The following is a 19,278-nucleotide window of genomic DNA, read 5'->3' as shown; positions in this document are numbered from 1 at the left end:
TTCGGCGCGATCGGGACTATATAGGGGCCATGAGCGACACGATGGATCGGTTTCGGATCAGTGACGGCGCGGCACGGCAGATTGCCGCCATTCTGGCGGCCGAGCCACCCGGCTCTGCCCTGCGAGTCGAGGTGCTGGCCGGCGGCTGTAACGGATTTCAGTATAAATTCGATCTGACGCGGCAGATCGCCGAGGACGACATCATTATCGAACGTGATGGGACACGGGTTGCGATCGATCCGGCGAGCCTCGACCTGCTCGAGGGGGCGGAACTCGATTACAAGGACACGCTGATGGGCGCATATTTCGCTGTGGGTAATCCCAATGCGAAAACATCCTGCGGCTGCGGCACGTCGTTTTCGGTTGATTAAGCTCGCTACCTGGAACGTCAATTCGGTTCGCATCCGCGCCGGCCTGGTCGCGGATTTTCTTGCGCGCGAACAACCTGATCTTCTGCTCATGCAGGAGATCAAGTGCGAGGATGGGCAATTTCCAGGCGAACCATTCAAGGATTTAGGCTATCACGCCGCGATCGTCGGGCAGAAATCCTATAACGGGGTCGCCGTTCTCTCGCGCGAACCGGTCGAGGTGCGGCACCGTGCCCTGCCCGACCAGGAACATGACGGCCACGCCCGCTACATCGAAGTTTCGTTCCGTGACCTCACCATCGGCAATCTCTATCTGCCGAACGGCAATTCTGGCGGCGACGACGGCTATCGCGCGAAAATTTCCTGGATGGAAAATCTGCGCCGACACGCGGCGGCCATGCTGGATGCGGAGCAGGATTTCATTCTCGCGGGCGATTACAATGTCTGCCCGACCGACGCCGATTTTGCCAAAGGCGCACTGGGCGCGGACGATGCGCTGGTGCGCCCCGAAACTCGCGCCGCGTTCAACGCCCTGATCTGGCTTGGCCTGACCGATGCGGTGCGCGCGCTGCACCCGAATGATCCGCTCTATACGTTCTGGGATTATCAGGCTGGCGCATGGCAGCGTGATCGTGGCTTGCGTATCGACCATGCCTTGCTTTCGCCGCGTGTGGCGGAGCGTCTTGTAGCCGTCGATATCGCGCGGGCGGAGCGCGACAAGCCGCAGCCCTCGGACCACGTGCCGGTCGTCGTTTCGATCATGGATTAACCGAGGCTGCGCGCCACCGCCTCTGCCGCGCGAATCCCGTCGACCCCTGCCGACAGGATGCCGCCGGCATAGCCCGCGCCCTCGCCCGCCGGAAACAGGCCTCGCGTATTCAGGCTCTGACCATCCCTGTCGCGCGTGATGCGAATCGGCGCGGAAGTGCGGGTTTCCACGCCGGTCAGCACCGCATCTTCCCGGTCGAACCCCGGAATTCTTTTACCGAAGGCAGGCAGTGCCTCGCGGATCGCCGCGATCGCGTAATCCGGCAGGCATGGCGCGAGATCGGTCAGCGTCACGCCGGGCTTGTAAGACGGGATGACCGCGCCGAATGCGGTTGAGGCGCGGCCCACCACAAAATCACCCACCAACTGTCCCGGCGCGCGGTAGTCCCCGCCGCCCGCGACGAACGCCCGGCTTTCGAGATCGCGCTGCAGATCGATGCCGGCGAGCACATCTCCGGGGTAATCTGCCGGTTCGATGCCGACCACGATCCCCGCATTCGCGTTGCGCTCGTTGCGCGAATACTGGCTCATGCCGTTGGTCACGACCCGACCCGGCTCGGAGGTCGCGGCAACGACGGTGCCGCCGGGGCACATGCAGAAACTATAGACGCTCCTCCCGTTGGCGGCATGATGCACCAGCTTGTAGTCGGCAGCACCCAGGATCGGGTTGCCTGCGAAACCGCCATAGCGGGCGCGATCGATCAGCGATTGCGGGTGCTCAATGCGAAATCCAACCGAAAACGGTTTTTTTTCGATGTGCACGCCGCGATCCTTCAGCATCGCGAATGTGTCGCGCGCGGAATGGCCGACCGCGAGCACTACATGATCGGCTTCGATCGTCTCGCCGTTCTCAAGCACCACCCCGCGCACCCTTCGAGCACCGCCGGCGATTCCGATGTCGAGATCGGTCACCCTGGTGCCGAACCGGTATTCGCCGCCCAGACGCTCGATCGTCGCGCGCATCGCCTCGACCATGCCGACCAGCCGGAACGTGCCGATATGGGGATGCGCGACATAAAGGATTTCCTTCGGCGCGCCGGCCGTAACGAATTCGGTCAGCACTTTGCGGCCAAGATGGTTCGGGTCGTTGATCTGGCTGTAGAGCTTACCGTCGGAAAACGTCCCAGCCCCGCCCTCGCCGAATTGCACGTTGGATTCGGGCTGGAGAATGCCGCGCCGCCATAGGCCCCAGGTATCCTTGGTGCGCTCGCGCACCGTCTTGCCACGCTCCAGGATGATCGGCCGCAGCCCGTATTGCACGAGAATCAGGGCCGCGAAAATGCCGCATGGCCCGGTGCCGATCACCAGCGGGCGGCGCTTCGGGGCGGTTCGCGTCGTCACGGGCTTGTAAGCCAGATCGGGTGTGCGGCAGATATGGCGGTCGGCGGCAAAACGCACGAGCAATGCGGTTTCGTCGGCCACATCCGCATCGATGGTGTAGATAAGCATGATCGCGGATTTGCGTCGCGCATCGACAGCCCGGCGGAACACGGTGAAGCCGCGCAGCACGGACGCCTCGACTCCGAGTTTGGCGAGGATTGCGCCGTGCAGCGCATTGCCCGCATGGTCGAGAGGCAGCCTGATTTCGGTCAAACGCAGCATGATGCAGGCTCATAACGCGACTGATCGCGGATTGCCATGCCGGCACCGATTGGCCACAACGTGCCGATGGCTCCCCCTTTGCTGCTGCTGCAGGATATCGGGCTCTCGTTCGGCGCCTCGCCTCTGCTCGATGGCGCGACGATCGGCGTGGGTGCCGGCGAGCGCATCTGCCTGGTCGGCCGCAATGGCTGCGGCAAATCGACGCTGCTGCGCATCGCCGCGGGAATGGTTGTCGCCGATCGCGGCACCCGCTTCCTCCAACCAGGGGCAACCCTGCGCTATCTGCCGCAGGAACCGGATTTGTCGGGGTTTGCCACCGTGCTCGATTATGTACTGGACGGCCTGGATGCCGAATCGGATGCGCATCGCGCGCGCGGCCTGCTCGACCAGCTTGGGTTGACCGGGGCTGAAGCGACCGAGCGCCTCTCCGGCGGCGAGGCGCGGCGCGCCGCGATTGTGCGAGTGCTGGCGCCGGCGCCCGATGTGCTTCTGCTCGACGAGCCGACCAACCATCTCGATCTGCCTGCGATCGAATGGCTCGAAGCCGAATTGCGCGGCTCGCGCGCGGGTATCGTGTTGATCAGCCATGACCGGCGGCTGCTGGAGCGGGTGTCGCGCAGCATTGTCTGGCTCGACCGTGGCCGGACCAGCCGGATCGATCGCGGGTTTTCGCATTTCGAGGCGTGGCGCGACGAGGTGTTCGAACAGGAAGCGCGCGATGCGCAGAAGCTCAGCCGCGAGATCGCGCGCGAAGAGGATTGGATGCGCTATGGCGTGACCGCGCGGCGCAAGCGCAATGTCCGCCGCGTTGCCGAACTCACCACGCTGCGCGAACGCAAACGGGAAGAGCAACGCGACTCCCGCGATTTGCGGGTGACCGCGAGTGCTGCGTCATTGTCCGGCAAAATCGTGACGGACGCTAAGTCGATCAGCAAATCTTTCGGAGACCAGGCTATTATTCGTGATCTGACGTTGCGGGTGCTGCGCGGCGACCGGCTCGGGATCGTCGGGCCCAACGGTGCCGGCAAGACCACTCTGCTCAGACTGCTTACCGGCATCGACATGCCGGACCAGGGCACCATCACGCTCGGCACCAATCTCTCGATTGCGACACTCGATCAGCAGCGCGCGGCCCTCGATCCCGCCAGCACGCTTGCCGAAACGCTCACCGGCGGGCGCGGCGACATGGTCGAGGTTGGTGGCACGTTCCGCCATGTCATTGGCTATATGAAGGATTTTCAGTTCCGCCCCGATCAGGCGCGCACGCCGGTCGGCTCGCTTTCCGGTGGCGAGCGCGGGCGGTTGCTGCTCGCGGCGATCCTGGCCAAACCGTCCAATCTGTTGATTCTCGATGAGCCGACCAACGATCTCGACATCGAAACCCTCGATATCCTGCAGGACATGCTTGGCGATTATTCAGGCACCATCCTGCTGGTCAGTCATGATCGCGATTTTCTCGACCGGATTGCGACATCCACACTCGCCGCCGAGGGCGATGGGCGCTGGGTGGAGTATGCTGGCGGCTACACTGACATGCTGGCCCAGCGCGGCGAAATGGGTGATGTTTCGGGGCAGGCGCGCAAATCCGCCGCAACGAGCCCGAAGCGCCAGGTCGAACGCGCCGCGTTTTCCTTCAGGGATCGGCACCGGTTGAAGACGCTGGATGCCGAGATCGCCAAATTGCATGCGGAGATCGCAAGCCTCGAAGCGATCCTCGCCGATCCTGATTTGTTCAAGATCAACCCACGAAAATTCGAAACCACATCAGGAAAATTGTCTGATTTACAAGATTGCCTTACTGCCGCCGAAACTGAATGGCTCGATCTCGAACTCAAACGCGAGGCCGCCGAAACCTGATCAGACGTCTTGCGTGTCGCGATCTTTCCGCACCGTCGGCGAAAACCACATCGTGACGCTGCGCGCAATCACCAGAACGATCACCACAATGCAAAGTGCCACCAGATCGCGCGACGAAAATTTCTGAGCGTAGAGCTTGATCAGAATCTCGCGGAGTGAAAATACGATGGTCACGTCGAGCAGCGTCGATAGCCTGATCCGCCGTGTCCGAGCGTAATCCATGAACGTGTTGAACAATTCAATGAGGATCACGACATCGAGGATGCGTTCGACCAGGACGCGAAGTTCCAACGCGTCTCGCCCGGCAGGCTGTATCATCAGGATCATGTGAACAGTGCTGATAACCGCCTCGACGAACGCATAACCCAGCGCGATCAACATCAGCGGAATGACCCCGATAATGACCGCATCGACCGCCATGTCGTAGAAGCGGAAGGTCAGCCCGCGCCAGCGATAATGCGGACGTGGCGCGCGGCTCGCCTCGGGATCAAAATTAGAGACCATTCATCCAGCAACCAATTTGCCGTCGCGCAACATGACCACGCGGTCCAGGCGCGCGGCGAGATCCGGGTTGTGAGTCGCGATCAGCGCTGCGACACCCTCGCCACGCACCATCCGCAGAAGCTCATCGAACACGATGTCTGCCGTGGCGACATCCAGATTGCCCGTGGGTTCGTCGGCGAGCAGAAGTTTCGGTGCATTGGCCATGGCGCGTGCGATCGCCACGCGCTGGCGTTCGCCCCCCGAGAGCTTGCCGGGCAGATGGGTTTCGCGAGGACCGAGGCCAAAGGCGCGGAGCAGATCGCGTCCTCGCGCTTCGGCCTTTGCGCGCGGCGAACCCGCGATGAGTTGCGGCAGCACCACGTTCTCCAGTCCGGTAAACTCGGCGAGCAGATGATGCGCCTGATAGACGAATCCTATGGAATCCCGGCGTAGCCGGGTGCGTTCGGAATCAGAAAGCTTGCCGGCATCGATCCCGCCGATCCTGACCACACCATCGTCCGGGCGCTCAAGCAACCCGGCAAGGTGCAGAAGCGTCGATTTGCCCGCCCCCGACGGTGCGACGAGTGCGACGATCTCGCCCGCGTTCAGCACGAGGTCGGCGCCGCGCAGAATGTGCAGGTCGTCGCCTTCGTTGCGAAAGGTTCTAACCAGGGCTTCGAGCTTCAGAACCTCACTCATGGCGCAGCGCCTCGACCGGATCGGTGCGCGCGGCACGCCAGCTCGGATACAGCGTCGCGGCAAACGAAAGAGCGACGGCAAGCACCACCACCTCGATCACCTGGCTCCATTCCAGCTTCGCCGGCAGGGATTCGAGATAATAGACCGTGGGGTTGAACAATTGCGTGCCGGTGATCGACTGGATGAACAGGCGGATCTGGTTGATATGCACGCAGAACAGCAGGCCGAGCGTGAAACCGATCGCGGTGCCGATGACACCGACCGAAGCGCCCACCATGAAAAAAATCCGCAGGATCGAGCTCGAGGATGCTCCCATGGTGCGCAGGATCGCGATATCGGCGGTCTTGTCCTTCACCATCATGATCATCGAAGATACCACATTGAACACGGCGACGATGATGATCAGCGTAAGGATCAGGAACATCACGTTGCGCTCGACATTGACCGCCGCGAAAAATGCATTGTTGCTGTCCTGCCAATCGACGATGTTGATCGGCACGCCCGGAATCGCCGCCGGGATCGCCTGTTTGATCGCGGTGTCGCGATCCGGGTTCTTCACGAAAAGCTGAATCTGAGTCGCGGCGTTCGGCGCACGGAACAGAGTTTGCGCGGCATGAAGCGGCAGGAATACGAAACTTGAATCATACTGGGCCATGCCGGTCTGGAAGATCGCGGTGACATGGAAGCTTTCGATGCGCGGGATGGTGCCGATGATCGTGGCGTTACCCTGTGGCAGAACCAGGGTAATCGTGCCGTCGAGCGGGATGCCGAGTTGCGTGCCGACACCGGCGCCGATCGCGATGTCGTTGCCAAAAAAATTCTTGAGCGAACCTGCGATGATGTGACGGGAAACTGTGCGGAGCTTCTGCAATCCCGAAAGCTGGATGCCGCGCGCGACGCCGCCGATCGCGCCGCCATGCGGGCCGGTCATCAGCACTTCACCCTGCACGATCGGGATCGCACTGACCACGCCCGGGATTTTCCCGAGCTTGCGCGCCGTCGCGTCGTATTGCGTGATGTTGTGGCCGGCGCCGAATACCCCGATATCGCCGTTCAGTCCGAGAATTTGGCCGAGCAGTTCCTGGCGAAAGCCGTTCATCACGCTCATCACGATAATCAGCGTCGCTACACCAAGGGCGATGCCGATCAGCGAAAAGATCGCGATGATCGAGACGAAGCGCTCGCCTTTGCGCGCGCGCAGATAACGGAAGGCGACGCGGCGTTCGAAAGCTGAAAACATCAACCAAGCACCTTGGTCAGCGCATCGTCGGCGCTGAGTTCGGTGCGCTCGCCGCTGCGGCGATTCTTCACTTCGACCTGGTTATTCGCCGCTCCGCGTGGGCCGACGATAAGTTGCCAGGGATGGCCCATCAGATCGGCATCGGCAAATTTTTCACCCGCGCGTGCTGGCCGGTCATCGTAGAGCGCGGCATCGCCGAGCTTCTCATGCAGGCTTTCGCAGAGTGTGTCGGTTATGGCATCGCCCTGCCTGAGATTGAGGATGGCGGTGCGGAACGGCGCGATCGATGCGGGCCAGATGATGCCGGCGTCGTCGTGACTCGCCTCGATGATGGCGCCCGTAAGACGCGACACGCCGATACCGTAACTGCCCATTTCAGGATGAATTTTCGATCCGTCCGGTCCGACCACGGAAAAGCCCATTGCTTCGCTGTACTTGGTGCCGAAATAGAAGATCTGACCGACCTCGATTCCCCTGCCCTCGCGGCGGCTCTGTGCCGGGACATTGTTCCAGGCTTCGGTGTCGTGCTTTTCGTCGGTCGCGGCGTAGAGCGATGTCATCTGCTCGAAGAAAGCGTTGAGATCGGCTTGGTTGTCGTATGATAATGTATCGTCGCCGAGACCGATCGTCTCGAATGCGTTGTCGTAGAACACGCCGCTTTCTCCGTTGGGAGCGAGGATATGGAATTCGTGCGACAGATCGCCGCCGATCGGCCCGGTATCGGCGCGCATCGGGATCGCTCGGACGCCAAGGCGGCGAAAAGTACGCATATAGGCAAGCAACATACGCCGATAGCTGGCGACCGCGCCCGCGTAATCGAGATCGAAACTGTAGCCGTCCTTCATCAGGAATTCGCGACCGCGCAGCACGCCGAAACGCGGCCTGACTTCGTCGCGGAACTTCCACTGAATATGATAAAGCATCTGCGGCAGGTCGCGATATGATTGCACGCTGTCGCGCATGATCGCGGTGAGCATTTCCTCGTTGGTCGGGCCGTAAAGCATTTCCCGGTCGTGACGGTCGCGGATGCGCAGCATTTCCGGGCCGTAGGCGTCGTAGCGGCCGCTTTCGCGCCAGAGATCGGCGGCCTGGATGGTCGGCATCAGAATTTCCTGTGCTCCGGCGCGATCCTGCTCCTCGCGAACGATGTTTGCGATGTTGCGCAACACGCGCTGCCCGGCCGGCAGCCACGCATATATCCCGGCGGATTGCTGGCGGATCAGCCCTGCGCGCAGCATCAGCCGGTGCGAGACGATCTGCGCCTCGGCGGGCGTTTCCTTGAGGGTGGGAATCAGCGAGCGGGAAAGGCGCATGCGATATCCTGATCGAGTTGGTTTGTCGCTGCTCTCCTACAGCGGCACGGAGCCTTCGGCCAGAGCGGCGGCGCGGGCAGGATCGAGCCGGCGATTGAGTGCAATGCGGGACGGCTTCTCGATAACGACATGGAGAACGATCGCTAGCCCGAGTGTCAGCACCGAGAGCGCTGCGGCATAGGCGAGCGGCTCGGCGGCCGGAGCAACATGCAGGTGACGGAAGAGTTGCGAGGCGATGAGTTCGCCGGGCGCGAAACTCATATAAAAGCTGTAGGAAATTACCCCAAGCGCATGTAACGGCTTGATCTGGCCGACGGTTTCGGGCTTTTCCGCGTCACCTTGCATGCCGAATCCATAAAGCATCAACCAAAGGCCGAAGACGGTCATCGCGTCGTGGCCGGCCCAGGCGAATGCCAAGGCGATAGCCGCACCGACAGCGGCGAAACGCGCGCCGGGCAATTCGTCGGCCAGCATTGGCACCGCGATAGCAGTCGCAGCACCGGCTAGGAATTCTGGAAAAAAGCGCAATAAGGATGTACCGAATGTAAGGTTCAGCCCGCCGAAAAAAAACGAGATCAGGCACAGTACGAAGAAACAGATCGGCAAGATCGTGACCACGGCCATATCGTAGAAACGGGTCAGGCCGGCCACGATGAACGGAAACAAAAGATAACCCGCCCATTCCGTGCTGATCGACCAGGATGGATAGTTCCAGGCCCAGTGGTGAATGACGCCCCATCCCTGGATCAGCAACAAATGCTCGATCAGCGCGATCGTGCCGAATCGATCGGGTTCCCGTGGGGTGATTCCATAGGTGACGCCGCCAATGAACAACACGCCGAGCAGGAAGATGACCCCGAGATGCACGGGATAGATGCGGGCGAGCCGCTTGCCCCAGAACTGAAGAAGGCTCTGTCGGGTTAGCGCAATTCCTCGATCGACCCGCGCGAGAATGAAGCCGGAAAGCACGAAGAATCCATCGACCCCCAAATACCCTCGATCGATCACCGGCCCGAGCAGGCCAAGATACTTCGCAATCTGGATGTGGAGATTGAGGTGATAGGCAAAAACCCAAAGGGCAAACAAAGCCCGGCAGGCGGTCAAATCCGTCAGTTCGCGGGCTTTATTCATGATTTTTGGGTTATGCCCAGAAAAATGCCCGCCGGCCATAGGGCCAGCGGGCCAAGTTCAGGGAGGAAACGCCAGTCACACGGCAGAGTGAAGAACCAAACTTCACCCTAAAGCCATGATGCACCGCACCATTCATAAGGTAAAGGATAATCAGCGCATTTTAGCTACAAAAATAGCTAAAAAAACCATATTTGTCGATAATTTCATCATTAAAATACATTATTTATTCAAATGATTAATATATAAGCATTAAACTTGAATAACATGCACATCCACCAGTGGTCGTTTGCCAAACCGGCGTCCGAGTACGCGGCGTAAGGTCGCCTGGGCAGCTTCTTTCACCGCGGCACGATCGGATCGCAGACTCGCGGGCAATTCCTCGAAAGATGCGGTGAAATCGGCCTCCAATTCGCCCAGCGCCGCGTCCTGTGCCTCGAACAGGCCAGGGGCGGCGATCTGCGCGGCGCCTTTCACTCGGCCGGCTTTATCCACCGCGATACTGCCCACCACGACGCCGTTGAACATCATGCGCCGGCGCGCCGCCATCACTCCGCCCTGCATCGGCACCAGCCGCTCGCCATCCACCGCCAATCGGCCCACCGGGACGCTGTCGATCACTTCGGCCACGCCGGGGGCGAGATGCAGGACATCGCCGTCTTCCAGCAACAGCGTGCGAATTCCCTCGGCTTCCGCCAGATCGGCCTGCGCCGCCATATGCCGCCACTCGCCATGGGTCGGGATCAGGTACTTCGGCCGCACCAGCCGATACAGCCGGCGCAGTTCGTCGCGTGCCGGATGGCCGGAGACATGGACCATGTGATCGCCGTCGGTCATCACGGTCACGCCGGCTCGGACCAGATCGTCCTGCACCGTGCCGATCGCCCGCTCGTTGCCGGGGATCATGCGCGCCGAGAAAATCACCGTGTCGCCTTCGCCGAGGGCAATATTGCGATGGGTGTCCGCGGCGATCCGGGCCAGGGCCGAGCGTTTTTCGCCCTGGCTGCCGGTGGCGAGGATCAACAGATGATCGTCTGGGATGCGCCCCGCCTCATCCTCCGGCACGAAATCAGGCAAATCGCGCAAATATCCCACCTCGCGCGCGGCTTCGACATATCGCCCCAGGCTCCGCCCCACCAGTGCGACCTGCCGGCCGGCGGCCTGTGCGGCTTTCACCACCGATTCGATGCGCGCGATGTTGCTGGAAAAACAGGTGACGACCACCCTGCCCCTCAGGCCGGCGATCAGCGCGGTGAGGCTTTTGCGAACCGTGGCTTCCGAACCGGAATGCCCCTCGACTAGGGCGTTGGTGCTGTCGGAAATCATCGCCAGCACGCCTTCGTCACCCAGCGCCTGCAACGCGGCCTCATCGGTGGGCGGTCCGATCAGCGGCTCGGGGTCGAGTTTCCAGTCGCCGGTATGCAGGATCGTGCCGAGTCGTGTGGTGATTGCAAGAGCCTGCGCCTCGGGCGTCGAATGCGCCATGCGGATATAGCGCAGGCTGAATGACGCGATCTCAAACCGGCTTCCCGGTTTGATTTCGTGAATTGCCACCGTGCGCAGCAGCCCAGCCTCGTTCAGTCGATAGCGGATCAGTGCCGCGGCAAACGGCGTGGCATAGATCGGGCAGCGCAGCGCATCCCAGATCCGCGCAATGCCGCCGATATGATCCTCATGCGCATGGGTGATCACCAAGCCGCTCAGCCGGTCGCGTTCGGCGGCGAGCCAGGTCGGATCGGGCACCAGCAACTCGGCTTCAGGCGCTTCCGGTCCCGCGAAACCCATACCGCAATCGACCGCGAGCAAAGTGCCGTCGATGCCATAGACGTTGAGATTCATCCCGATTTCGCCGGTGCCGCCGAGCGGCGCGAAAAACAGCCCCTCCATCGTCTGGTTCATCCGTATCGTGCTTTCATCATTAGTCGTTGTCCGGGTCGCGGTGGTGCAGTTGCGGTGCCGCATTGCGTAGCGAAAGGAGGCGAAGGCCTTCGAGGGTCAAATCCGGGTCGGTGCGCTCGATATGCGCACTACCCTCGGCAATCAGCGGCGCGAGACCGCCGGTCGCGACAGTCTTCATCGTGTGGCCGAATTCGGCCTGGATGCGCGCGACCAGTCCTTCGACCAGCCCGACATAGCCCCAATAAATCCCCGAGCGCATCGCCGGAATCGTCGAGGTTCCAATTACCATCTGCGGCCGGCCGATCCCGATTCGCGGTAGGCGGGCCGCCGCCTGATGCAGCGCCTCGATCGACAAATTGATCCCTGGCGCGATCACGCCGCCGACATAGGCGCCAGTCTGATCCACGATATCGAAGGTCGTCGCGGTCCCGAAATCGATCACGATCAGCGGACCACCATAGGTTTGGTGTGCCGCAAGTGCGTTGAGCAGTCGGTCCGCCCCCACTTCGTTCGGGTTGTCCACCTTGATGGCGAAGCCCCAGTCCAATTCCGCCTGCGCGATCAGCGGCTCGATCCCGAACCAATCCCGGCAAAAGCGGCGCAGGTGATAGAGCGCGGCAGGAACCACCGTGCCGATCACCGCACGATCGATCTGCGCGATCGCGATTCCGTTGCGATTCAGCAAGAAGCCAAGCCAGACACCGTATTCGTCCGATGTGCGTTGCGCATCGGTTGCGATGCGCCAGATGCCGCGCCAGCTTTCGCCGTCATGCACGGCGAAGACGATATTGGTATTCCCGGCGTCAATGGCCAGAAGCATTGCGGTTGGCCTTTCGTCCGCGGTCACAACAAAGCGACGTCGCCACTGCGGATTGCGGTGACGGTGCCGCCGTTTCGGAGCAACAAACTTCCCTCTGCGTCAATCCCCTCATAGATACCGCAGATGCGCCCGCCATCGACGGTGATTGCCGTTCCCGGCGGATGCGCCCATGCCGTCCAGGCCAGACGCAACGCGGCACCGCCGTCAGCGGCAAGGCTCGCCTGCCAGTGATCGATGCGGGAACACAATTTTTCGGCAAGCCGATCGGGGGATGTGATGCAGCCGAGCGCCGCAAGATTAGTGGTCAGCCGTCCTGGAACCGCCGGGGCAGCCACCAGGTTGACGCCGAAGCCGATCACCAGCCAGGTGATGCGGTCAGCCTCGATCGCCGCGTCGAGCAAAACCCCGGCGAGTTTCGCTTGTCCGGCCATGATGTCGTTCGGCCATTTGAGCACGAGGCGCGAGGCATCGGGCAAAAAGCCGGCAAACGCCTCGAGAAGCGAAAGGCCGGCCAGCAGCGCGAAACTCCCGCCGGAGTTGGCCGGAGCCCCGGGGCGCAATAGAACCGAGCCGTAGAAATTGCCCTCGGGCGACGACCATGCCCGGCCTGCCCGACCACGCCCTGCATTCTGCCGTGCCGCGATCACCATCAGACGATCGGGTTCACCTGCCAGCGCTCGATCGACGCAGAGATCAGACGTCGAGGCGAGCGCTTCGTATCGTTCGATTCGCCAGGACAGCGGCGACGTCAAAATTTCGCGCTCTGGAACAATGCGTGTGCCGCGTAGGACGAAACGGTGGATAGCGGCGACGGGTAGAACACGAACAGCACGGTGACTGCAGCGCTTACGCCGATCACCAGGTTGATCCCGGCCGTGCGCCGATCGAATCCCGGCGTGCCGGTATCGAAATACATCACCTTAATGACGCGCAGATAGTAGAAGGCCGCGATCGCGCTGGTCGCCACGCCGATCACCGCAAGCACGTCGAGTCCCGAGCGGATCGCGGCCAGAAATACATAGAGTTTACCGAAGAAGCCTGAAAGTGGTGGAATCCCGGCCATTGCCAGCATCAGTACCGCGAGTGCGAGCGCATAGCGCCCATCCTCGGAAGCCATGCCGGCGAGATCGTCGATCCGTTCGACCGGCTTTCCCTTGCGGCTCATCGCGATGATGCAGCCGAAGGTACCGAGCGACATCACCAGATAGATCGCGAGATAGATTAGCGCGCCGCGCACGCCGGTCACCGTACCGGCAGCCAATCCCATCAGGGCGTAACCCATATGACCGATGGAGGAATAGGCCATCAGTCGTTTGATGTTGCTCTGACCGATTGCACCCAGCGCACCGATCACCATCGAAGCCGCAGCGACAATCTGGACCAGATCCTGCCATTGAGCGAGCATCGGCGCGAACGGCCCGAGCATCACCCGGAGCAAAAGCGCGAAGGTTGCAACCTTCGGCGCGGTGGCAAAGAACGCAGTCACCGAACTCGGCGAGCCTTCGTACACATCGGGTGTCCACATATGGAATGGTGCCGCGGAAATCTTGAAGGCAAGCCCCACCATGACGAACACGATGCCGATGGTCGAGCCGATCGAAACCATGGAATGTCTTGCGAGCGCATGCGCGATATCGACGAAACTGGTCGTGCCGGCAAAGCCATAGACCAGCGATATGCCGTAAAGCAGCACCCCCGACGACAGCGCGCCGAGCACGAAATATTTCAATCCGGCTTCGGAAGACCGCACGTTGTTCCGCGCGAAGGTGGCGAGCACGTAGAGAGCCAGCGACTGGATTTCGAAGCCAATATACAGCGTCAGCAGATCGCCGGCCGAGACCAGAACCACCATCCCGATGACCGAGAACAGAATCAGCACAGGATATTCGAACCGTGTGATGCCGGTGCGTTCGTTGAAGCCGACGGAAAGCGACAGAGCTCCTGCTGCGCCCACCAACACCAATATATCCGCGAAGCGGGTGAAGTCGTTGGTGACGAGCATGGCATGAAAAACCTGCCCGTCGGGAGCCGCGAAAATCAGTCGTGCGGTGATCGCCAGGGCCACGATCGAAGCGGCGGTGATCGCGAAGGTATGATCGCGGCGAGCAAAGACGCCGAACATCAGCATGACCATACCAGCGATGGCAAGAAACAGGACAGGCAACGTGGTATAAAGCATCGCCATTGCCGTGCTCATGGTTTTGCCATTGCCAGATGAGCCTGCCCGAGCGCCGACATATGAGCGTGCACAAGATCCTTCACCGCGTTGTTGAACGCGAAAGTCAGGCCGTTCGGGATAAATCCGAGCACGATCACTAATATGGCGAGCGGCGCGAGCATTGCCCACTCACGCCCCGAGATATCGTCGATTAGCGCGCTGGCGATTCCGCGCGCATGGTCGAACAGCACGCGCCGTGTCAGCACCAGCATATAGGCGACGCTCAGGATCATACCCGTGCCGGTGAGCAGTGCGACCCAGAAATTGACCTGGATCGCGCCGATCATCACCAGAATTTCGCCGACGAAACCTGATGTTCCGGGCAAGCCGACATTCGCCATGACGAACAACATCAGAAACGCCGCATAAACCGGCATGCGTGCCGCCAGCCCGCCCAATTGATCCAACCGCAGCGAATGGCCGCGCGCGAGCAGCACGCCGACACACAGGAACAACGCCGCGATCACTAGGCCGTGCGAGACCATCTGAAACAGCGCACCCTCGATCCCTTCGACCGTAAAGGTGAAAATGCCGACGACGATCAAGCCCATATGAGCAACCGAGGAATAGGCGATCATGCGTTTCATGTCGGTCTGCGCGAGGGCGGCGAAGGAAATATAGATCACCGCCATGATCCCGAGCACAAACATCAAGGGTGCGAAATAGGCGGAAGCCTGCGGCAGCATCGGCAGCGAAAAGCGCAGGAATCCGTAGGCGCCCATTTTCGACAGCACTGCCGCGAGCATGATCGTACCGGGCAACGGTGCTTCGCCGTAAGCATCCGGCAGCCAGGTGTGCAGTGGCCACACCGCCGCTTTCACCCCGAACGACGCGAGAAACGCCAGGAACAGCCAATCCTGGATATGCGGCGGGATCGGCGTGTGCATTAGCACAATCATGTTGGTCGTGCCGGCATTGTGCCACATCCACACCAACGCGAGCAGCATCAGCAGCGACCCAGCCAAGGTATAGACGAAGAACTTGATCGCGGCATAAACCCGCCGCTCACCACCCCAGACGCCAATGATCACATACATCGGGATCAGAACGCCCTCGAAAAACATGTAGAACATCAGAAAGTCGAGCGAGCAGAACATCCCGATCGTCATGGTCTCCAGCAGCAGGAACGCCGCCATGTAGTCGCGCACCCGTCGCGTCTCGCGCCAACTCGCGAGCACTGCGATCGGCGTCAGCAACGCGCTGAGCGCGACGAAGAACAGGCTGATGCCGTCGACACCGAGCCGGTAAGCAACATGAAATTGCGGAATCCAATGCGCCGTCTCGGTGAACTGAAAATCATGCGCCGCCGGATTGAATCCGAGCAACATGACGATGGCGAGGATCATAACGATCAGGCTGGTCCACAACGCGATCCATCGCGCGTTGCGCGCGGCCACGATCTCGTTGCCCTGGGTGACGAACATCAGGCCGGCACCAACCAGGGGCAGCCAGATCATCAAGGAGAGAAGCGGAAAATTCATCACCGGATCTCCCTTATCGCACGAGCAGGAACAGCGTGATCAGCACCGTCAGGCCGATCAGCATGACAAAACCATAAACCGCGATCGAGCCGCTCTGGAGCTTCACCGCTTGGCCGGATGCATCGGAAGTCAGGCGTGCGATTCCGTCTGGAATACCGTCGATCACCTCTTCGTCGCCGACCCGCCAAATGAATCGGGCAAGACGCCATGCTGGACGAACGAAAACCGCGTCATACAGCTCGTCGAAATACCACTTGTTGAGCAGGAAGGCATAGAGACCTGGTAGCGCACGCGCAAGCCGCGCCGGAAGCCCTGGCGCCAGTTCGTAGAGCCAGTAGGCGACTCCGATCCCCGCGATCGCGAGCAGAAGCGGCATGCGCTCGGCCCAGACCGGAACCAGGTGGAGTGCTTGCATCACGGCACCATGTGCCGGCAGCGCGATGCTGCTACTCCAGAACGCGCCAAAACGTCCACCGATGAAACTGGGGGCCAAAAGAAAGCCACTGGCCAGCGCCCCAACCGCAAGCACGATGAGCGGGCCAAGCATGACCAAAGGGCTTTCATGCGCATGTGCAATCGCCTCACGCGGGCCACGCGGCGTACCATGAAACACCATCAACAACAGGCGCACGATATAGAATGCTGTCAGTCCCGCAGCGAGTGTGCCGAGCAGCCAGCCGAACATGGCGGAGGCGGAGTGATCGGCGAAGGCAGCGGCAAGTATCGCGTCTTTTGAATAGAAACCCGAGAAAGGCGGAATCGCGGCGAGCGCCAAAGCTCCCGCCCACATCGTTACGTAGGTAACGGGAAGTTTGCGCCACAACCCGCCCATCCTGCGAATATCCTGCTCCTCAGCGAGTGCATGGATCACCGAACCCGCAGCAAGAAACAGCAACGCCTTGAAGAATGCGTGATTGACTAGGTGAAATATCGCCGCAGGTGCGGCACCAACTCCGACTGCAAGAAACATGTAGCCGAGCTGCGAGCAGGTGGAATAGGCGATGATGCGTTTGATGTCGTTCTGCACGCAGCCGATGGTAGCCGCGAAAAACGCCGTCGCCCCGCCGATCACCGCAATCACATCCATCGCAACCGGCGCTTGCGCGATGAGCGGCGACATTCGCACCGTCATGAACACCCCGGCCGTCACCATGGTTGCGGCGTGGATCAGAGCGGAAATCGGCGTCGGCCCTTCCATCGCGTCCGGCAGCCAGGTGTGCAGGAACAATTGGGCTGATTTGCCCATCGCGCCGACGAACAGCAGGATCGAAATCACTTCCAACACCGGCAGATCGGCGCCGAACACGTGATAACGTGCGGAGACGGCCTGTGTTGCGCCGTTGAAAATCACGCTGTAATCGACGCTATGGAATTGCAGATAGGTGAGTGCGATGCCTACCGCGAAAAACAGATCGCCCACCCGGTTCACGATAAACGCCTTGATCGCCGCCTCGTTGGCACTCGCGCGGTCATACCAATAGCCGATCAGCAGGTAGGACATTAGGCCAACCCCTTCCCAGCCGAAGAACAGTTGGAGCAGGTTGTTCGCCGTTACCAGCATCAGCATCGCGAAAGTGAACAGAGAAATATAGGCGAAAAACCGCGGCTCCGTGCGGTCACCCGCCATATAGCCTACGCTATAGACGTGGATGATCGCAGAGACCACGCTGACCATGCCAACCATCACCAGCGAGAGCGTATCTACACGCAGCGTCCAGTGGGGCGTGAACTGCGCGACGCTGATCCACGGTCCAAGCACCACGAGGTGATCCGGAACCTGCAGCACAAGATGCCGGTAATCCGTGACGATCGCGGCAAGAGCCGAGATAATGAGCGAAGCCACGCTGAGCCCGACGGCCATGCCACGTGTCACAAAAGGGCGGAGCAGCCCGACAAGCAGGGCGCCTGCAAGCGGTGCCAGGACGGCGATTGCGAGCATCATTTCAGCCCTTCATCAGCGTGACATCATCGACTTCGATCGAGCCGCGATTGCGGAAATAGACAACGACGATAGCAAGTCCGATCGCCGCTTCCGCTGCAGCGACCGACAAAACAAACATGGCGAAAACCTGTCCCACCATGTCGTGCAGCGCCGCCGAAAAGGCGATGAAATTGATGTTGGCGGCAAGCAGGATCAGCTCGATTGACATCATGATGACGATCACGTTTTTCCGATTTAGGAAGATCCCGAAAATTCCGATTACCAGCAGCAACGCAGCCACAACCAGATAATGCGCAAGACCAACCGTGACCATCAGCCGATCTCCTTGCCGGATTGTGCCGATATGCGTTTCGCTCCCGAGCCAAACTCGATCGTCACCATGGTCAGAGTCTCGTCAATTCGTCGCTCATGCTGCGTCTCGATATTCTGCCGGCGCGGGCCGCGCCGATCGGTATGGGTCAGTACGATCGCACCCACCATGGCGATTAGCAGCAACAATGCCACGAGTTCAAAGGCAAACATGTAGTGTGTGTAGATCAGATCACCGAGCGCTGCAGTATTCGAGAGATGCGCCGGCATCGGCGCAAGTCGAACGAAATGCGCACCGGACGCGACCGACCAGTCGATCACCGTGAGTCCGACCTCAACCATCAGAATGAAGCCGATCGTCAGACCAAGCGGCGCATAGCGCTGAAAACCCTCGCGCAGCGCCGCAAAGTCGACATCCAGCATCATCACGACGAACAAAAACAGTACCGCGACCGCGCCCACATAGACGATTACCAAAACCATCGCGAGGAATTCTGCCCCCGCAAGCACGAACAAAGCCGCTGCGTTGATGAAAGCGAGGATCAAAAACAGCACCGAATGCACCGAGTTGCGCGCGGTAATCACCATGCAGGCCGAGATAAGCAGGATGGCGGCGAAGACATAGAAGGCGATATCGGCGATCATGATGACGCTCTAGCGATAGGGAGCATCGAGTTCGAGACGCTTGGCGAGCTCCGCCTCCCAGCGATCGCCATTGGCGAGCAATTTCTGCTTGTCATAAAGCAACTCCTCGCGCGTTTCGGTCGCAAATTCGAAATTCGGCCCCTCTACGATCGCATCGACCGGGCAGGCTTCCTCGCAAAATCCGCAATAAATGCATTTCGTCATGTCGATATCGTAACGGGTGGTTCGTCGCGAACCGTCATCGCGCGGCTCGGCTTCGATGGTGATCGCCTGAGCCGGGCAGATTGCTTCGCAAAGCTTGCAGGCAATGCACCGTTCCTCGCCGTTCGGATAGCGGCGCAGCGCGTGTTCCCCCTTGAACCGAGGGCTGATCGCGTTTTTTTCGTACGGATAGTTCAGAGTCGCCTTGCGCTTGAAAAAGTAGCGCAAGGTCAGAGCCAGACCGGACAAGATTTCCGTCAGCAGAAAGCTGCGCGCGATGCGATCGAGTCTGGACATTATCGAAT

Annotated in this window: 18 protein-coding genes; 3 read left to right on the top strand and 15 right to left on the bottom strand. The window is 60.6% G+C overall.

Going from position 1 to position 19,278, the window contains the following annotated elements; all coding sequences use genetic code 11:
• Positions 1–29: 29 nt before the first annotated feature.
• Together L2A60_RS10370 and L2A60_RS10365 are read left to right on the top strand one after the other, a co-directional pair.
• The gene (locus L2A60_RS10370) at positions 30–371 is read left to right on the top strand and encodes a HesB/IscA family protein (protein ID WP_235704301.1); all 342 of its coding nucleotides are present in this window, start codon (positions 30–32) and stop codon (positions 369–371) included.
• A complete protein-coding gene (locus tag L2A60_RS10365) occupies positions 367–1,137 on the top strand; it encodes an exodeoxyribonuclease III (RefSeq protein WP_235704334.1) in 771 nt (256 codons plus the stop codon). The genes L2A60_RS10370 and L2A60_RS10365 overlap by 5 nt, the downstream gene beginning before the upstream one ends.
• Here the strand turns inward: L2A60_RS10365 and L2A60_RS10360 are convergent.
• Positions 1,134–2,738 carry an NAD(P)/FAD-dependent oxidoreductase gene (locus tag L2A60_RS10360; RefSeq protein ID WP_235704300.1) on the bottom strand — a complete coding sequence of 535 codons (1,605 nt, stop codon included), beginning with the start codon at positions 2,736–2,738 and terminating at the stop codon, positions 1,134–1,136. The two genes, L2A60_RS10365 and L2A60_RS10360, sit on opposite strands and share 4 nt — an antisense overlap.
• Before the next feature lie 66 nt (positions 2,739–2,804).
• Here L2A60_RS10360 and L2A60_RS10355 point away from each other — a divergent pair, with 66 nt between their 5' ends.
• Positions 2,805–4,595 (top strand): ABC-F family ATP-binding cassette domain-containing protein, encoded by a 1,791-nt coding sequence (locus tag L2A60_RS10355; RefSeq protein WP_235704333.1) that lies wholly within the window; start codon positions 2,805–2,807, stop codon positions 4,593–4,595.
• On the opposite strand, the gene L2A60_RS10350 is transcribed toward L2A60_RS10355, so the two are convergent.
• From L2A60_RS10350 to nuoI, 14 genes are all read right to left on the bottom strand, one after another.
• Positions 4,596–5,099 carry a phosphate-starvation-inducible PsiE family protein gene (locus L2A60_RS10350; protein ID WP_235704299.1) on the bottom strand — a complete coding sequence of 168 codons (504 nt, stop codon included), beginning with the start codon at positions 5,097–5,099 and terminating at the stop codon, positions 4,596–4,598.
• On the bottom strand, positions 5,100–5,777 hold the full coding sequence (locus L2A60_RS10345) for an ABC transporter ATP-binding protein (RefSeq protein WP_235704298.1): 678 nt from the start codon (positions 5,775–5,777) through the stop codon (positions 5,100–5,102). It abuts the gene before it with no gap.
• Positions 5,770–7,017: a lipoprotein-releasing ABC transporter permease subunit gene (locus L2A60_RS10340; protein WP_235704297.1), complete on the bottom strand. Its 1,248-nt coding sequence runs from the start codon at positions 7,015–7,017 to the stop codon at positions 5,770–5,772. Before L2A60_RS10340 ends, L2A60_RS10345 begins: the two co-directional genes overlap by 8 nt.
• Positions 7,017–8,330, bottom strand: a complete 1,314-nt coding sequence (proS, locus tag L2A60_RS10335; RefSeq protein ID WP_235704296.1) for a proline--tRNA ligase — start codon at positions 8,328–8,330, stop codon at positions 7,017–7,019. The genes L2A60_RS10340 and proS overlap by 1 nt, the downstream gene beginning before the upstream one ends.
• Positions 8,331–8,366: 36 nt before the next feature.
• Positions 8,367–9,461 (bottom strand): acyltransferase family protein, encoded by a 1,095-nt coding sequence (locus L2A60_RS10330; RefSeq protein WP_235704295.1) that lies wholly within the window; start codon positions 9,459–9,461, stop codon positions 8,367–8,369.
• A gap of 249 nt (positions 9,462–9,710) precedes the next feature.
• Complete coding sequence (locus L2A60_RS10325; protein WP_235704294.1) at positions 9,711–11,357, bottom strand: ribonuclease J; 1,647 nt, start codon at positions 11,355–11,357, stop codon at positions 9,711–9,713.
• Between the two features lie 19 nt (positions 11,358–11,376).
• Positions 11,377–12,177, bottom strand: a complete 801-nt coding sequence (locus L2A60_RS10320) for a type III pantothenate kinase (protein WP_235704293.1) — start codon at positions 12,175–12,177, stop codon at positions 11,377–11,379.
• Between the two features lie 23 nt (positions 12,178–12,200).
• Positions 12,201–12,929, bottom strand: coding sequence for a biotin--[acetyl-CoA-carboxylase] ligase (locus L2A60_RS10315; RefSeq protein ID WP_235704292.1), 729 nt, complete (start codon positions 12,927–12,929; stop codon positions 12,201–12,203).
• Positions 12,926–14,374 (bottom strand): NADH-quinone oxidoreductase subunit NuoN, encoded by a 1,449-nt coding sequence (nuoN, locus tag L2A60_RS10310; protein WP_235704291.1) that lies wholly within the window; start codon positions 14,372–14,374, stop codon positions 12,926–12,928. The genes L2A60_RS10315 and nuoN overlap by 4 nt, the downstream gene beginning before the upstream one ends.
• On the bottom strand, positions 14,371–15,876 hold the full coding sequence (locus L2A60_RS10305; protein ID WP_235704290.1) for an NADH-quinone oxidoreductase subunit M: 1,506 nt from the start codon (positions 15,874–15,876) through the stop codon (positions 14,371–14,373). The genes nuoN and L2A60_RS10305 overlap by 4 nt, the downstream gene beginning before the upstream one ends.
• A gap of 13 nt (positions 15,877–15,889) precedes the next feature.
• Entirely contained in the window at positions 15,890–17,818 is a 1,929-nt protein-coding gene (gene nuoL / locus L2A60_RS10300; protein ID WP_235704289.1) for an NADH-quinone oxidoreductase subunit L, read from the bottom strand.
• A 1-nt stretch (position 17,819) separates the two neighbouring features.
• Positions 17,820–18,131, bottom strand: a complete 312-nt coding sequence (nuoK, locus tag L2A60_RS10295) for an NADH-quinone oxidoreductase subunit NuoK (protein ID WP_235704288.1) — start codon at positions 18,129–18,131, stop codon at positions 17,820–17,822.
• A complete protein-coding gene (locus tag L2A60_RS10290; protein ID WP_235704287.1) occupies positions 18,131–18,772 on the bottom strand; it encodes an NADH-quinone oxidoreductase subunit J in 642 nt (213 codons plus the stop codon). Before L2A60_RS10290 ends, nuoK begins: the two co-directional genes overlap by 1 nt.
• A gap of 9 nt (positions 18,773–18,781) precedes the next feature.
• On the bottom strand, positions 18,782–19,270 hold the full coding sequence (gene nuoI / locus L2A60_RS10285) for an NADH-quinone oxidoreductase subunit NuoI (RefSeq protein WP_235704286.1): 489 nt from the start codon (positions 19,268–19,270) through the stop codon (positions 18,782–18,784).
• Positions 19,271–19,278: the final 8 nt, after the last annotated feature.

This window comes from Acidiphilium iwatense (genome assembly GCF_021556475.1).
Taxonomy (GTDB): domain Bacteria; phylum Pseudomonadota; class Alphaproteobacteria; order Acetobacterales; family Acetobacteraceae; genus Acidiphilium; species Acidiphilium iwatense.
This window is presented reverse-complemented; position numbering and strand designations above follow the sequence as displayed.

Excerpts from the sequence above, each read along its gene's own strand:
- L2A60_RS10370 (WP_235704301.1), top strand. The coding sequence starts at position 30 with ATGAGCGACACGATGGATCGGTTTCGGATCAGTGACGGCGCGGCACGG.
- L2A60_RS10360 (WP_235704300.1), bottom strand. The coding sequence starts at position 2,738 with ATGCTGCGTTTGACCGAAATCAGGCTGCCTCTCGACCATGCGGGCAAT.
- L2A60_RS10355 (WP_235704333.1), top strand. The coding sequence starts at position 2,805 with ATGGCTCCCCCTTTGCTGCTGCTGCAGGATATCGGGCTCTCGTTCGGC.
- L2A60_RS10350 (WP_235704299.1), bottom strand. The coding sequence starts at position 5,099 with ATGGTCTCTAATTTTGATCCCGAGGCGAGCCGCGCGCCACGTCCGCAT.
- L2A60_RS10345 (WP_235704298.1), bottom strand. The coding sequence starts at position 5,777 with ATGAGTGAGGTTCTGAAGCTCGAAGCCCTGGTTAGAACCTTTCGCAAC.
- L2A60_RS10340 (WP_235704297.1), bottom strand. The coding sequence starts at position 7,017 with ATGTTTTCAGCTTTCGAACGCCGCGTCGCCTTCCGTTATCTGCGCGCG.
- proS (WP_235704296.1), bottom strand. The coding sequence starts at position 8,330 with ATGCGCCTTTCCCGCTCGCTGATTCCCACCCTCAAGGAAACGCCCGCC.
- L2A60_RS10330 (WP_235704295.1), bottom strand. The coding sequence starts at position 9,461 with ATGAATAAAGCCCGCGAACTGACGGATTTGACCGCCTGCCGGGCTTTG.
- L2A60_RS10325 (WP_235704294.1), bottom strand. The coding sequence starts at position 11,357 with ATGAACCAGACGATGGAGGGGCTGTTTTTCGCGCCGCTCGGCGGCACC.
- L2A60_RS10320 (WP_235704293.1), bottom strand. The coding sequence starts at position 12,177 with ATGCTTCTGGCCATTGACGCCGGGAATACCAATATCGTCTTCGCCGTG.
- nuoN (WP_235704291.1), bottom strand. The coding sequence starts at position 14,374 with ATGAGCACGGCAATGGCGATGCTTTATACCACGTTGCCTGTCCTGTTT.
- L2A60_RS10305 (WP_235704290.1), bottom strand. The coding sequence starts at position 15,876 with ATGAATTTTCCGCTTCTCTCCTTGATGATCTGGCTGCCCCTGGTTGGT.
- nuoL (WP_235704289.1), bottom strand. The coding sequence starts at position 17,818 with ATGATGCTCGCAATCGCCGTCCTGGCACCGCTTGCAGGCGCCCTGCTT.
- nuoK (WP_235704288.1), bottom strand. The coding sequence starts at position 18,131 with ATGGTCACGGTTGGTCTTGCGCATTATCTGGTTGTGGCTGCGTTGCTG.
- L2A60_RS10290 (WP_235704287.1), bottom strand. The coding sequence starts at position 18,772 with ATGATCGCCGATATCGCCTTCTATGTCTTCGCCGCCATCCTGCTTATC.
- nuoI (WP_235704286.1), bottom strand. The coding sequence starts at position 19,270 with ATGTCCAGACTCGATCGCATCGCGCGCAGCTTTCTGCTGACGGAAATC.